The following is a 14,453-nucleotide window of genomic DNA, read 5'->3' as shown; positions in this document are numbered from 1 at the left end:
AGCAGAGGACTTGATTATGTCATCACTCAGCGCGCTCCAGCGTCGCCTCGACACGCAATTCAACCGTGCACAAGAACAGTTGGACGATGCCACATTAAATGCCAGTGAAGGTTACAGCCAGGCCGACAGCTTCGCGTTTTTTGAGGCCAGCATAGGGTTATCTAGCGCCAGTTGGGCCGCCAACCAGGAACTGACGGTAAAGCATGGGCTGGCGAAAGCCATTATTAATGCGATCAACTGAATTGCAGACCTGGGTAGCGCGCTGGCTGGACAACAGCGCCGAAGACCTGCAATTGCTGGTGGATGGCGGCGCGCTCTCTTTACAACGCCGTGGCGGACAGTTTTTTGCGCTGGCGTCGCTGACGCTCGCTGTCGTACCAGACGAACAGTTATTAGGTCGGGCATTACAGCTAAGCGCGCCGGCTTTGCGTCATTTTGGGCGCGATACCGGCGCGTTGTTGCTGGAAGGCGATACCCTGCGTTTGGCGCTGCGTTTGCATCAGGAGGACGTGGACGCCATTTGCGACCAATTGACCTCCTTGCTCAATCAGCGTGACGTCTGGCAATCCTTGTTACAGCAGCCGATCAAAAAAGCGGGCGCTCAGTCCGCAATGCCTTTACACAGCCTGGCATTTTTACCAGGGGGAAATCATGGCTGAGAAACGTTATTCCTGCGGTCGTTTACTCTGCGCGTTATTGATGTTGTGTGCCGCGCCTGCGGTGTTGGGGCAGACGCCATCCGACTGGAAAGAGCAGTCATACGCCTATTCCGCGGATCATACGCCGTTGTCTACCGTGCTGCAGGATTTTGCCGACGGTCACGGGGTCGAACTCCGACTGGGCAACATTGAGGACGGAGAGGTGAACGCGAAGATACGCGCAGACAGCGCCAGCGCGTTTCTGGATCGGCTGGCGCTGGAGCACCATTTTCAGTGGTTTGTTTACAACAACACGCTGTATGTCAGCCCACAGGATGAGCAAACTTCCGAACGGCTGGAGATCTCGCCTGATGCTGCGCCGGACATTAAACAGGCGCTGAGCGGTATCGGTTTGCTGGACCCGCGTTTTGGCTGGGGCGAACTGCCGGATGACGGCGTGGTACTGGTGACCGGGCCGCCGGAGTACGTCGCGCTGATCAAGCGCTTCAGCCAGCAACGAGAGGAAAAAGACGATCGGCGCAAAGTAATGATTTTTCCGCTACGCTATGCCTCGGTGGCCGATCGTACCATCCATTATCGCGATCAGACACTGGTTATCCCCGGCGTAGCAACGATGCTCAACGAGCTGTTGAACGGTAAACGTCCGGCGCCGCTGAGCGCCAACGGTGGCACCGACACAGTGGGCGGCCCTGACATGACCGCGATGCAACAGAATACCGAGACGCTGCTGGCACGGTTGAGTCATCGCGATAAAACCGCTGCTCACGGTGGTGGCAACAACGACGATATGGGCGAGCCAGGGGGACGTATCTCCGCTGATGTGCGCAACAATGCGCTACTGATCCGCGATGACGAAAAACGACGGGAAGAGTACCGCCAGTTGATTGCCAAAATTGATGTACCGCAGAACCTGGTGGAGATCGATGCGGTGATCCTTGATATCGATCGTACGGCACTCAGTCGTCTGGAGGCCAACTGGCAGGCGACGCTGGGCGGAGTCAGCGGCGGCAGTTCGCTGATGTCCGGTAGTGGCACGTTGTTTGTTAGTGATTTCAAACGCTTTTTCGCTGATATTCAGGCGCTGGAAGGCGAGGGGACCGCCTCGATTATTGCCAACCCCTCGGTGTTGACGCTGGAGAATCAGCCAGCGGTGATCGACTTTAGCCAGACAGCCTTTATTACCGCGACCGGCGAACGCGTTGCGGATATTCAACCGATAACCGCAGGTACCAGCCTGCAGGTAACGCCGCGCGCAGTAGGCTATCAAGGCCATACCAGTATTCAGTTAACCATTGATATTGAAGATGGTCATGTCCAGACGGACAGCGACGGTCAGGCGACTGGCGTCAAACGTGGCACGGTCAGTACCCAGGCGTTGATCGGCGAAAACAGGGCGTTGGTGCTGGGAGGTTTCCATGTGGAAGAGAGCGGCGATCGCGATCGACGTATCCCTTTGCTGGGCGATATTCCGTGGATTGGCAAACTGTTCACCTCAACGCGTCATGAGATTTCGCAGCGGCAACGACTGTTTATCCTCACACCTCGTTTGATTGGCGATCAAACCGACCCAACCCGCTACGTTGCGGCAGACAACCGCCAGCAACTGAATGATGCGATGGGACGGGTGAACCGACGGCACAGCAATGTCAACCAGCATGATGTGGTGGAAAACGCGCTGCGAGATCTGGCTGAAGGAGAACTGCCCGCTGGTTTCCGAATGCAGACATCAGGTTCACGTCTGAGTGAAGTATGCCGAAATACGCCGTGGCTGCGTTTCGACGGCAACCGGGGACAGTGGTACAGCAATGGCAGTGTGCAATTGATCATTGGCGTGGTACGCAATACCGGCACTAAACCGCTGCGTTTTGATGAAGCCAGTTGTGCAAGCAAACGCACGCTGGCGGTGGCCGCCTGGCCGCATGCCATGCTGGCGCCGGGTGAGTCGGCCGAGGTGTATCTGGCGCTGGATTCAAATCGGGCACTACAGGCATCCCGCGTATCGTTATTAAACCCGTAACAGGCGAGGAGAAAAGATGAAAAGGGGGCAATTAGGGTGGTTGCTGGGCGCATCCATGCTGCTCACGGCCTGTGCCGGTCAGCATGATAACAGCCTGGAGTGCACTTCGGCGGCGTGCCGCCCGCAGTCTGCGCCTCATCAGTTAGTGATCTGGTGGCAGCCCGAGCTGCGCAATGGCCCGGCGGATTATACCCGGGTGACGGTAAATGAATAAGTCTTGTCCGCAGGTAACTTCCCTGGAGGCGCTGTTGCATCTGCTGCAAGCGCGGCAGCGTTGTCGCTGGTCAGTACAACCGGGCGTGGAACTGCTGGCCTTGAGCGGCGAGCGCGGGCGAGAGTTGATGATCAATTTGCAGCCCGACAGCCTGCCGACCGGTTTTTACCGTCATATATTGCGCAAGCGCGCGCAACAACTGGATCGCTATGACGGTTGTTACCTTTTTCTCGACGGTGCGCGCCGTCTGTCGATCTGGTGCCAGTTGCCAGATGAACACGAAGATGACGCGCAGCAGATCGCGCGTCTGCTCTCCCTGGCTGGCATCACTTATCCCGGTCTCTGAGTTAGTGGTGCCGGGCGGCACGGTTTTTTCCCCATGTGGTGGAACCGGAACCTTTTCCCGGGCACTCAATAAAGGCTTGGCGTATTCATCGGACAGCGTTCAGTGCGGGTGGCCCAAGCTTACATTCTTACTTCCACTATTAAGGAACAGCCTATGAGTCTGGGATCAATCATCGGGTCGGCAACGCAGCCGACAACACTCAATATTACAATCACCGCTGGCTCGCGCGGTGCAGGGGGATTTGGCGCAGGCAATCAATATAATGGCCTCGGTGCTCAGGGAGGCACGGATGCCATCAATAAACTGGCTGGTATGCTTACTAGCATGATGATGATGAGCATGATGGGCGGCGGTTTGCTCGGAGGCGGATTGCTGGGCGGCGGTGGTTTGGGCAACTTGTTCGGTGGAGGCGGCCTGGGGGGCTTTGGCAGCGGGCTGGGGAGTTCGCTGGGAGGCGGAGCGGGTGGCGCATTAGGCGGTGCGCTGGGTGGTCCGTTAGGTGCGGCGCTGGGCAACTCACTGGGCTCCAGCCTGGGTGATGCCATGGGATCTGGCGTAGGTTCATCGCTGGATCAGGCCCTGGGTTCCAAACCGACTTCCAGCTATCTGCCCAACTCTGGCTCTGGTGGCGGTACAGACTCCGCGGCCAGCGATCCTCTACAGCAATTGTCCATGCTGTTCAGCGAGGTGTTGAAAGATATTCTGGGCGGCGGACAGGATAGCGGTGCACAGGGCAACAGCGGTACAGGGAGACAACCGACGGCAGGCGAGCAGCAGGCCTACACTCAGGGTGTCAGCGATGCGCTGAGCGCCCTGTTGAGCAATGGCCTGAGCCAGAGTCTTGGCAAAGGCGGACTGGGCGGGGCGCCGTTGCAATTGGGTAATGGCGGTCTGCAAGGTCTGAGCGGCGCAGGGGATTTCGGTCAACTGGGTAATGCGGTTGGTCTGGGTATTGGACAGAAGGCCGGGATTGAGGCGTTGAACGCCATCGGTACTCACAGCGACAGTGCGACGCGTTCGTTTATCAACAAGGAAGATCGGCCGATGGCGAAAGAGATTGGTCAGTTTATGGATCAATATCCGGAAGTGTTCGGTAAACCCCAATATCAGAAAGATGACTGGACAACGGCGAAAACCGATGACAAGTCATGGGCAACTGCGTTGAGCGATCCAGATGATGACGGCATGACGCCGGGCAGCATGGATCAGTTCAACAAGGCCAAAGGGATGATCAAAAGCGCTATGGCTGGCGATTTCAGTAACAGCAATCTCCAGGCTCACGGTGCGGGCGGTTCATCATTGGGCATTGACGCCGCCCTGACAGGCGACGCTATCAGCAATATGGCGCTCGGCAAACTGGCGGCCTAAGGCGTTGTGTGGCGGGTAAGCCAGACTTGCCCGCCTTTTTTGCAATCCGGTAAGCATCTCTTGTTCTAAGGAGTCACTATGCGCCCCGTCGGCTTGTCTTTTCATTCCTCTCATCCTCCGACAACAGACGACGAGGCCGCACAGCCGGAGTCTTCTTCCCGCGCTGCGCCGACAAAACGTCTTGAGCGTTCACTGGCGAAAAGATACCAGTACGACGATGTTGCGCAGCCTCATCCCGCAGAATCAAATGCGTCTCCGGATTCGAGTAAACTTAAACCGCTTCCAGCCGGGCATTATGAACATCTTGGGGATATTGTCGCCAGGATGAAAATCGACCAGGCGCTCGGTGAAAAAGTCAGCGGCGACGGGGGGCGCTCTGCTGCCCATACGGCATCATCCAGCGCTGAGGCATCATCCTCAACGTCGCGTACTGTTTTTACACGTCACCGCGACGCACATGGTTTTGCTGACAGCCTGCAGGAACTGGCCCAGTGGAGCGAGAAAAAGGCGACGGCGTCATTGGCACCGCAACATATGTTTGGCATGAGCGGAATCGCCCCCAACCTGGTTGAAGAGATGCTGAAGCGTGAGCTGGCGATGCTGGCGAAAGATATGGTCAGAGCCGGCATTCCACTGGAGGCGGTTTTGACGCATCAGGGCAAAAAATCGTTGGGGATCAATCTCAATTACCTGGAAATAAAATCATTTCTCACGTCAAAAGGGGTGTGGGGAGATAATAGCGGCGGGCATATGGCAAATGAGCTGGTGAAAAAGGCTGACAATTATTTCGCCCACTTCCACGCCCAGGGTAATCGCCCTCTGGCACCTCTGACTGCGCCGCGCGGCAAGGACAGTATCAGCGTGATGCGCGAACTCTTACATGATTCCCCCGGTCTGGTAATTGGTGAGGCGCATCATACGGTGAGCAGCAAGCGTGAGCTGATCAAGAACATGGCAGGGCTGAAGGCAGCGGGGGTCAGCACGTTGTTTATGGAGCACTTGTGCGCAGATTCGCACGGTAAGGCACTGGCCGAATATTTAAGCGCACCAAAAAACAGCGCGATGCCGACCCGTCTGTCAGCCTACCTGGATATGCAGGATCGAGGGCAATCAGGTCTTAGTGGACCCTCGCCAAAATACAATTTTAAGCAGATCATCCGCGCAGCGAAAGAAGCCGGGATCGCTGTCATCCCGATAGACACTGCCGAAACTTACTCGGCCTCAAAATCACCGGATAACAGCCGTATCAAATTGATGAATTATTATGCCGCAGAAAAAATACGTCTTAGCGAACCGCCGGGTAAGTGGCTGGTCTTTGTGGGCTCGGCTCATGCCAGCACTTATAATGGCGTTCCCGGACTGGCCGAACTAAAAGGCGTGCGTTCGATGATTATCGATGATCATGGCCGCAAATCACGACCATATATTGATATCAATGTAAAAGGTTACGCCGATGGTCAACTGAACCCGGATATCGTACTGTCTTATAAAAAACCAGGCGGATGAATATATTTTTCAGATTGCTGACAGTGCAGGCATCGGTATCCTTCCCGATGCCTGTTGCTTTTTAGACGGAGCGCTTCTGCAACCGCTGCAATTCCAATAGATTATCGGCCAGCAGGCGGGTGATCAGAAAAGCCGTCTGGCCTGCGCGACTCCCTGTCGCGGCGTCTACAGCCAGAAAATCCTCATGCAGGCTATCGACAAAACCATCCAGCTCAAACTGACCCTGCCGTTGCGACATCGGGTTGCACAGCACCTGTTGTAAATGCTGCTTGACCTGAGCGATCGCCAACTGAAATGCCTGATACTGCTGTGGTGAAAGGCGTTCTCCTCGCTCGACGACATCCACCCAACTTTCTGATACCAGAGTAACGGGTGAACCGATCATGATTCAGCTACCTGTAGCCTGGCTGAATCCGGCACCTTATAGTGATTGTTGACGTTATCCAGCGAGATATTGCTGGCATTGACGTTCAATCCTTCACTGTCGCTTTTGACAAATGAGTACTTGCCGTTTTGTGCGCTGATATTATTCAGGTTCAGATCCCAGTCGCCCTGTTGACCGCCATTGGTGCGGAGAAAGGTACCGAAATCTTTGGCCTTCACGTTGTCAACGGTCAGGCTGGTATCTGCGTTCAGTTGCAGGATTTTATCGGTGGCGTTGGCGAAACTACTGTTGGTGATTTCAACGTTAGATTTCTTGCCATCGCTGTTCGGCTTCACGGTGATGGCATCTTCTCCTACATCGGTGAAATGCACGTTATCTATCTTAGCGTCACCGTAAAGATGGATGCCATCTGCGCCATTATTGCCAATGATGACGTTTTTCAGGCTGGCGCCATCCTCCAGTTTGAACAGTGGTTTCTGGCTTTCCGACTGACCGCCATCGCCCAGGGCAGGTCCGGCTGTGAAGGTTTGCCCTTTACCATCAAACTCCTGGCCTGCCTTTACGATAATGGTGTTATTCAGCACCGTTGGATTGTCGCTGGCGTCAGGAAAGCCCACGGCCGACGAGGCGCCTGTGCCGCTGCTACCCAGCGGATCGGACAGATTGCTCATCAGTGAAGGTTCAGCTGTCCCCCCGACAGGAGAAGAGGGAAGAACTGATCCGGAGGCAGGTAATCCGGTGGAGGAGGGTGACGACAGGGCATTCGTTGGTGAGCCACCGTCTGTCGTCGAATTATTGCTTCCTCCGCCAGCGTTCTGGCTGGCGGTATTCGGCTGGCCGAACTGCCCGTTTTGCCCATCCATCATTTGTGCGATCAGTTTCAGCAAGGCCTTCAACAACTGATTATCGCTGATGTGACCACCGCCCTGGTCGTCGGACATCAGGCTTTGATCCAGACCGTTGCTGCCCATCGTGCCAAGCTGATTACTGCTGGCATTTTGCGGCGAGACGCCGTTTTGCCCCTGCGAGCCAATGCCGCCCAGCGGATCGCTGTTGTTGCCGAATGGCGCAGATGAGCCATTGTTTGCCTGTGACCCGGCTAACGGCTGTAGCAGTTGCCCCAGCATTTGCGCCAGTTGTTCAATGGTTTCTGGGTTCGATTGTCCCGCAGTGGATTGGGATTGCTCGGGCATATTGCCCGTTTGCGCTACCCCTTCTGACAGAGGAGGAAGGGAGATGGTAAATGTCAGTGCTGACATGGCTGAGCCCTCGCATAGTTGAATTGTCCCGGAAGTGGGGGGGGGTGTTACCTGAAGTGAGTGTGTTTTGTGCACGGGCGGTTCCCTGCCGACAACGGCGAGGACGATAATATTTTCGGCCGGATGGAACCTGAACGTCGCAATGGACACATAACAGCAACTCACGATTTATAGCCGAGACGGGAGAAGCACCATGCTCAGGATCCATGGAACAGAACAGAAGGCGGCAATACAGCACGTCGCGTCGACCAGCCATGCCGCGTCCGGGATGACCCTGCAACAGGGCAGCAATAGCAGCAGCCCGCAAAATATGGCGTTGTCGCTGGCGGAGGAAGGCAAGCGTAGCGGCGCTAAGCCGCAGATACGCCAACAATCGACGGCGACGGATGGGGGGACGCCAGCCCGTCAGCAAAAAAAATCATTCAGTCTGAAAAGCCTGCTTGGGCTGAAGAAATCAGCCCCCCCAACCCCTGCCATGTCTGCCTCGAACCGGACGACGAAGGCGTCCAGCCCCAAGGTTTCGTTACGTGATTTACTGGCACAGGAAAGTGCCGAATCATCATCACCGACGGTGAAAGAGTCAGCCCGTCTGACCCGCTCCGGCGCGGTGAGACGCGAAAGTCTTGGCGATATGGCGGGTCGGCCGATGACGAAAGTCGATGACGACCAGCAGGAAGCCCCGGTCAGCGGCCATCAGCGGCAACAGCAACTGAATAATTTCAGCCAGATGCGTCTGGCGACACTGAACAAACTGGCGTCAACGTCATCCAGCCCGTTTCAGGCGGTGAACACGGTAAATATTCCCGGCAGCCACCATGAAATTAAAGAAGATACGGAGTCTTCTTCAACCGTCGGGCGTGCCGCGGCCAGCCATGACGAGAGCGCGGCGGTGGAGAGCGACGATGATGATAGCGAGTTTCAGCAATTGCATCAGCAGATGCTGGCGCGTGAACGGGCTAATCCGTATAAAGCCCCGGCGCTGGGTGTAGAAACCCCGCTAACCGCGAAATTCCAGCCTAAGCTGGCGACCATCACGGAAAGCCCGCTGGAAGGTGAAAGTTCGCTGCCGCTTCCGCTGCGCGGACAGCCGGCATTGCAGACCCAGGGGAGGGCTACCGTACCGCTGGCGATGACGCTGGACAACGGTAAGCTGCATCTGGCCGCCAGTAATCCCCCTGCGATCAATACCCTGTTGCAGCAAACGCTGGGCAAAGAAGAACAACGCTATCTGGCGCACCATGCCAGCAGTGACGGCAACCAGCATCTGCTACTTGATAATAAGGGACGGCTGTTTGATATCAATAGCAACGGCACCAGCTACAGCGTACTGCACAACAGTCAGCCTGTTGATCTGAAAGCTCGCCTGGCACAGGCGGGAACGCAGGAAATCGCGCTGGCGATGGAGAAAGGCAGCGGAAGAGTGACGCTCAATATCGGTACGGAGCGTCACGCATTGCTACGACAGCCGGGGGAAATGCACCGTGCGCTGATGACTGGTATCTACTCCCGGCCACCGACCGCCGATCGCCCGCAAACGGAACAGTTCCGTTTGCACGATGGCAAGCTTCATCTTCTGCATCCAGAACTGGATGTTTGGCAGGCGGCGGATAACACGCCACATAGTCAACTATCGCGCCAGGCAGACGGCAAGCTGTATACCCTGCAGGACAGCCGCACGCTGCGTAATCTCTCCGACAACGTTGGTTCAGAAAAATTTGTCGACAAGATTAAATCCTTTGCCGTCAGCGAGAAGGGGCAGGTAGCGATCCTGACCGATACCCCCAGTCGTCATCAAATGAGTTTGCTGCCTGCGCTGAATGCCGCGCCAGAGAGCCGTATTTCGGTCAGGCTGCAGTTTGCTGACAGCAAACTGGCGTTACAGCACGGGCAGGCCCATCTGGAGGCGCAATCCGTCGCCATCAGCCACGGACGGCTATTTGTCGCTGACAGCGAAGGGAAATTGTTCACTGGCCCCTTGCCGCAACAGGGTGAAACGGAACTGGCGATGAAAGCGATGCCGCAGGAAGCGCTTACGCGCCATTTTGGCGAGGATCATAAAATAGCCAGTTTCTTTACCGACGATCACGGACAGCTTAACGCCGTGGTAAAGGATAATTTTAAACAGCAGCATGCCTGCCCACTGGCGAACGATCATCAGTTCCATCCTGGCTGGAATCTGAGCGATTCCCTGGTGATTGATAATCAACTGGGGTTACATCAGCTCAACCCTGAGCCGCACGAGATACTGGATATGCGGCACCAGGGTAGCCTGACGTTACAGGAAGGCAAAGTTCATTATTTCGATCAATTAACCAAATCATGGACCGGAGCAGAGGCGGACTGTCAGCAGTTGAAGAAAGGGCTGGACGGCGCGGCCTATATACTGAAAGACGGTGAAGTTAAACGACTGGATATTAACCAGAGCAGCGCGTCGATCAAGCAAGGAGCGGATAACCTGTTTACCCTGCCGCATGTCCGTAACAAGCCGGAACCGGGCAGTGCGCTGCCGGGGCTGGATAAAGCGGATAAAGCGCAGGCGATGGCGGTGATCGGTATGAATCATTATCTGGCGCTGACGGAAAAAGGCGACATTCGCGCCTTCCAGCTGGTCCCTGGGACGCAGCAACTGGCGCGTTTACCGCAGACGCTGAGTCATGAAGGGATTGAAGGCACGCTGAAAGATATTCACGTCGACCATCAGCAGAATCTGTATGCGTTAAATCACCGTGGCGAGCTGTTTTATCAACCCCGAGCCGACTGGCAAAACAATGGCGCTGGAAGCGGTTGGCAGAAAGTGTCGGCGCCGCAGGGAGAATGCGCGCTGAAACGGCTGGATATGAATGCGACGCATCAGCCGGTGGCCACTTTAGAGGACGGTAGCCAGCACCTGCTGACTGCCCGTGGCTGGCAGGCGCATCAGACCTCTGAGATCTCGCCGTTGCATCAGGCCGGACGCGAGGCGCAAACCGTGTTCAACCGACTGAATCAGGGCGTAAAGGGGCGCGTGCTTCCCGGCACCGGCGTCACGGTGAAAATGACGGCGCAGGTGGCGGGACAGAGCGGTATGGAAAACCGCAAAGTCAGCAGCAAATTTGCCGATCGGGTGCGGGCCTATATTTTCAATCCGACGATGGCGACGCCGCGTCCGCTGAAAAACGCCGCCTATGCGACTCAGCATCAATGGCAGGGGCGACAGGGGCTGAAACCGCTGTACGAGATGCAGGGAGCGCTGATTAAACAACTGGAAGCGCATAATGTTCGCCATAAGGACACGCAACCAAACCTCGGCAGTAAACTGGCGGTGCTGGATCTGGGTGAACACGGCAAAACGCTACATGAAGATTTACAGCGTTTTTGCGATGAACTGGAACGCAGTGCGACTCGTGCGGCGACCCAGCTTGGGCAGCATCAAGGGGTGGTGAAGAGCAATGGTGAAATTAACCCGAAATACCAGCCTTCGCGCAGCAAAGCATTGGTGCAGAGCTTCAATATAAACCGCTCCGGGCGCGATCTCAGCGCGTCGCTGTTGACTGCAGTGCGCGCAGCGCCGCCGTCGGCGGACAGCAAGCTGGAAAAACTGCTGGCGCATTTTATTAGTGCCGGGGTCAATATGAGCCACCAGAAGGGGGATGTTCCGCTAGGGCGGCAACGGGACCCGAATGATAAGACCGCCATCACCAAATCGCGGCTGATTCTGGATACCGTGACGCTGGGTGAACTGCATCAACTGGTTGATAAGGCGTCACTGCTTTCAGGCCATAAGCCTGATGCCGAACAGCTGCAGCAATTACGCCAGCAGTTCGATACGCTGCGCGAAAAACAGTATGGCGCTAACCCAGTCAAAGAATATAGCGATATGGGCTTTAGCCATCACAGTGCGCTGGAGGCGGATTATGATGCGGTGAAGGCTTTTATCAATGCCTTTAAGAAAGAGCACCACGGCGTTAATCTGGCCGCTCGTACCGTACTGGAAACGCATGGCAACGCGGAGCTGGAACAGAAGTTGAAACAGACGCTGTTATCGCTTGATAACGGCGAAAGCATCAGTTTCAGTCGCTCCTATAGCGGCGGGGTCAGCACCGCTTTTGTTCCGACGCTGAAGAAAGTGCCGGTACCGATTGTGCCGGGAGCCGGGGTGACTCTGGATCGCGCCTATAACCTCAGCTTTAGTCGTGCGTCGCGGGGGCTGAACGTCAGTTTTGGCCGCGACGGCGGAATGAGCGGAAACATCTCGGTGTCCACCGGCTACGATCTGATGCCGTATATGACCGGTAAAAAAGCCACCGCCGATAATGCCAGCGACTGGTTGAGCAAAAAACACAAAATCAGCCCGGATTTTCGCATTGGCGGCGGCGTTAGCGGCAGCGTGCAGGGCACGCTGCAAAACAGTCTGAAATTCAAACTGACCGAGGATGAACTGCCCGACTTTCTGCGTGGACTGATGCAGGGGACGCTGACGCCGGTCGAACTGATCAGAAAAGGGATCGAACATCAGACGAAGCAGGGAAGCAAACTGGTATTTAACGTCGATACCAGCGCAGCGCTGGATCTGCGTGCCGGTATTAACCTGACGGAAGACGGCAGCAAGCCCAATACCGTGACAGCGCGCGTTTCCACCGGGCTGAGCGCATCAATGAACCTGCTGTCGGCGACGCGTGAGCGCAGCACCACAGCCAGCCAGTTTGGCAACGCGCACTCCTCCAGCGACAACCGTCCGACCTTCCTTAATTCTGCCAGCGTCGGGGCTAACCTGACTGCCACCATGGGGGTGGCGCATGCGTCCACAAATGATGGGAAATCGATCGGTACTTTCCCGGCATTTGCTTCCACCAACGTCTCGGTCGCGCTGGCACTGGATAACCGGACTTCACAGAGTATCAGCGTGGAGCTGAAGAGAGCAGAGCCGGTAACGGGTAACGATATCAGCGAACTGATGTCAACGCTGGGAAAACATTTCACTGATACTGCCAGCAGTCAGTTGCTGGCGGCGCTCAAAGAGCAAGGGGATGACAATCTGCCGGAACAATTGGGCATTTTGCATCGCCATTTCTCTGGGCAGACAGTAAGCGGCGATGAACGTTATGAAGCGCTGCGCAGCCTGAACAAAATGGTACTGCGCCAACAGATAGCGGAAGGCAACGGCATGGAGCTGAGCTCTGCCAGCCATACCACTGCCTATAACAATCTGAGTAAACTGGATAGCGACGGCATCTTGCATTTGCTGCGCCAGCATTTTAATGCCGCTTTGCCACCGAGCAACGCCCAGCGGTTGAGCAGTTTTATGGAGAGCGACCCGGTACTGAAGGGGTTAATCAAACAACTGCAGGCCACGCCGTTCAGCAGCGCCAGGGTGTCGCTAGAACTGAAGGACGATTTGCGCGAGCAGACCGAACGGGCAATGCATGATGGCAAGGTGGGACGCGAAGAAGTGGGGATCTTGTTTCAGGACCGCAACAACCTGCGTATTCAGTCCGTCAGCGTCAGCCAGAGCGTCAGCAAAAGTGAAGGTTTTTCTATGCCGAGCCTGCTGTTGGGCGCCAATAACAGCGCTGGCGTTAGCATGGAGCGGAATATTGGCACCATTAATTTTAAGTATGGTCAGGATCAGACTATTCCACGCCGTTTCTCGCTGGAAGGGGAAATCGCCAAAGCCAACCCTGACATTGCGTCGGCTTTGTATGAGTTGAAAAAAGAAGGTATGGAGATGAAGAGCTAAGGCGGGCTGACGCTTCTGTCACATCATTACAGGTAAAGGAACGAGATAATGACCGAATCACAACTGCAGGTGGAAAAACTGCTGCAACATTTTGCAGCCGGCAGCACGGAGCCGCTGCATCTGAAAGAGGGCGTCTGCGCCTTGTGTCATGAACAGGGGCAAGAGGCGGCGGTGCTGGAGGTGCCGGAACACAGCGATAGTCTGTTGCTGCATTGTCATCTGTTTGAGGCAGACGAGCAGATTTATCCGTTGCTGCTGCAATTGAATTTTGAGATGGGCGCGATGCGCGGCTGCTGGCTGGCGTTGGATGAACATAATGCGATACGGCTCTGTTATCAGCAGCCGTTACGTCAATTGGACGAATCTGTCTTCAGTCATATGCTGAACGGTTTTATTACGCAGACGGTGGAAGTACGAGAGTTTATCAGTGATTTGTTAAATCGACATGCGACCCTGAAAGCAGAAGCGTGATTTACGCAAACGGCATTGCGCTGTTATCAGGTAGCCAGAGAAATCGGTGTCCGGGCGTTCATGGTTCACGCACTCGCTGAGGAAGCCAACGCTTTCTATATTCGTCATGGCTTTCAAGCATCGCAGACCCATGAACGGACACTGTTTCTCAGGTTTCCACATAAGGCCAAGGGAAGGGGCAATCTGATGATCTTATCTGATGTATGAGATAAACACTAAAATGGTTAATTTAACATAATATACATTATGCGCACCAATGGTAAGGATGGCAGAATCTGGCTGGAATCGTTGACACTGGGCGGCGTCAACTGGCTACTATCGACAATGATTCAAAATCATCCGTTTCTCCAAACGAATCAGAATCAAATGTCTGTCAGCAGTAAGTTGTATTAGCTCAGACCTGATCTGACAGTTACCGGTTATTTATACAGGTATCTGTCAGATTACATCTGGCTTAAATTTTTCTCAGCCCAGATGCGTTTTCCATCAAGTAACGTTTCTATTGGCGTCCG

Annotated in this window: 11 protein-coding genes and 1 pseudogene; 10 read left to right on the top strand and 2 right to left on the bottom strand. The window is 55.3% G+C overall.

Annotated features, from left to right (window positions below; genetic code table 11):
* Window positions 1-16: 16 nt before the first annotated feature.
* The 7 genes from ABK821_RS05090 to ABK821_RS05060 all read left to right on the top strand — a co-directional run bounded on the left by ABK821_RS05090 (window position 17) and on the right by ABK821_RS05060 (window position 6,110).
* Entirely contained in the window at window positions 17-241 is a 225-nt protein-coding gene (locus tag ABK821_RS05090) for a serine kinase (protein WP_343178733.1), read from the top strand.
* Complete coding sequence (locus tag ABK821_RS05085; protein ID WP_138362300.1) at window positions 228-659, top strand: type III secretion system chaperone; 432 nt, start codon at window positions 228-230, stop codon at window positions 657-659. Before ABK821_RS05090 ends, ABK821_RS05085 begins: the two co-directional genes overlap by 14 nt.
* Window positions 652-2,676 (top strand): type III secretion system outer membrane ring subunit SctC, encoded by a 2,025-nt coding sequence (sctC, locus tag ABK821_RS05080; RefSeq protein ID WP_343178734.1) that lies wholly within the window; start codon window positions 652-654, stop codon window positions 2,674-2,676. The genes ABK821_RS05085 and sctC overlap by 8 nt, the downstream gene beginning before the upstream one ends.
* Before the next feature lie 16 nt (window positions 2,677-2,692).
* A complete protein-coding gene (gene hrpT, locus ABK821_RS05075) occupies window positions 2,693-2,890 on the top strand; it encodes an HrpT family type III secretion system protein (protein ID WP_138362298.1) in 198 nt (65 codons plus the stop codon).
* Window positions 2,883-3,236: an HrpV family type III secretion system protein gene (hrpV, locus tag ABK821_RS05070; RefSeq protein ID WP_138362297.1), complete on the top strand. Its 354-nt coding sequence runs from the start codon at window positions 2,883-2,885 to the stop codon at window positions 3,234-3,236. The genes hrpT and hrpV overlap by 8 nt, the downstream gene beginning before the upstream one ends.
* Before the next feature lie 153 nt (window positions 3,237-3,389).
* Window positions 3,390-4,604 (top strand): harpin HrpZ family protein, encoded by a 1,215-nt coding sequence (locus ABK821_RS05065; RefSeq protein WP_138362296.1) that lies wholly within the window; start codon window positions 3,390-3,392, stop codon window positions 4,602-4,604.
* Between the two features lie 78 nt (window positions 4,605-4,682).
* On the top strand, window positions 4,683-6,110 hold the full coding sequence (locus ABK821_RS05060; RefSeq protein WP_343178735.1) for a membrane-targeted effector domain-containing toxin: 1,428 nt from the start codon (window positions 4,683-4,685) through the stop codon (window positions 6,108-6,110).
* Window positions 6,111-6,171: 61 nt separating this feature from the next.
* On the opposite strand, the gene ABK821_RS05055 is transcribed toward ABK821_RS05060, so the two are convergent.
* Window positions 6,172-6,495 (bottom strand): DNA-binding protein, encoded by a 324-nt coding sequence (locus ABK821_RS05055; protein ID WP_138362294.1) that lies wholly within the window; start codon window positions 6,493-6,495, stop codon window positions 6,172-6,174.
* On the bottom strand, window positions 6,492-7,754 hold the full coding sequence (locus tag ABK821_RS05050; protein WP_138362293.1) for a pectate lyase: 1,263 nt from the start codon (window positions 7,752-7,754) through the stop codon (window positions 6,492-6,494). Before ABK821_RS05050 ends, ABK821_RS05055 begins: the two co-directional genes overlap by 4 nt.
* Before the next feature lie 193 nt (window positions 7,755-7,947).
* Here ABK821_RS05050 and ABK821_RS05045 point away from each other — a divergent pair, with 193 nt between their 5' ends.
* The 3 genes and pseudogenes from ABK821_RS05045 to ABK821_RS05035 all read left to right on the top strand — a co-directional run.
* Window positions 7,948-13,470, top strand: coding sequence for an AvrE-family type 3 secretion system effector (locus tag ABK821_RS05045; RefSeq protein WP_138362292.1), 5,523 nt, complete (start codon window positions 7,948-7,950; stop codon window positions 13,468-13,470).
* A 48-nt stretch (window positions 13,471-13,518) separates the two neighbouring features.
* Window positions 13,519-13,941 (top strand): type III secretion system chaperone, encoded by a 423-nt coding sequence (locus tag ABK821_RS05040; protein ID WP_138362291.1) that lies wholly within the window; start codon window positions 13,519-13,521, stop codon window positions 13,939-13,941.
* Between the two features lie 15 nt (window positions 13,942-13,956).
* Window positions 13,957-14,148 (top strand): annotated as a pseudogene (locus ABK821_RS05035) (hypothetical protein); the annotation flags it as partial.
* Window positions 14,149-14,453 lie beyond the last annotated feature (305 nt).

Source organism: Klebsiella sp. KE9456, from assembly GCF_043832615.1.
GTDB lineage: Bacteria > Pseudomonadota > Gammaproteobacteria > Enterobacterales > Enterobacteriaceae > Klebsiella > Klebsiella indica.
This window is presented reverse-complemented; position numbering and strand designations above follow the sequence as displayed.

Coding starts and splice junctions, on each gene's coding strand:
- ABK821_RS05090 (WP_343178733.1), top strand. CDS start 17: ATGTCATCACTCAGCGCGCTCCAGCGTCGCCTCGACACGCAATTCAAC.
- ABK821_RS05085 (WP_138362300.1), top strand. CDS start 228: ATGCGATCAACTGAATTGCAGACCTGGGTAGCGCGCTGGCTGGACAAC.
- sctC (WP_343178734.1), top strand. CDS start 652: ATGGCTGAGAAACGTTATTCCTGCGGTCGTTTACTCTGCGCGTTATTG.
- hrpT (WP_138362298.1), top strand. CDS start 2,693: ATGAAAAGGGGGCAATTAGGGTGGTTGCTGGGCGCATCCATGCTGCTC.
- hrpV (WP_138362297.1), top strand. CDS start 2,883: ATGAATAAGTCTTGTCCGCAGGTAACTTCCCTGGAGGCGCTGTTGCAT.
- ABK821_RS05065 (WP_138362296.1), top strand. CDS start 3,390: ATGAGTCTGGGATCAATCATCGGGTCGGCAACGCAGCCGACAACACTC.
- ABK821_RS05060 (WP_343178735.1), top strand. CDS start 4,683: ATGCGCCCCGTCGGCTTGTCTTTTCATTCCTCTCATCCTCCGACAACA.
- ABK821_RS05055 (WP_138362294.1), bottom strand. CDS start 6,495: ATGATCGGTTCACCCGTTACTCTGGTATCAGAAAGTTGGGTGGATGTC.
- ABK821_RS05050 (WP_138362293.1), bottom strand. CDS start 7,754: ATGTCAGCACTGACATTTACCATCTCCCTTCCTCCTCTGTCAGAAGGG.
- ABK821_RS05045 (WP_138362292.1), top strand. CDS start 7,948: ATGCTCAGGATCCATGGAACAGAACAGAAGGCGGCAATACAGCACGTC.
- ABK821_RS05040 (WP_138362291.1), top strand. CDS start 13,519: ATGACCGAATCACAACTGCAGGTGGAAAAACTGCTGCAACATTTTGCA.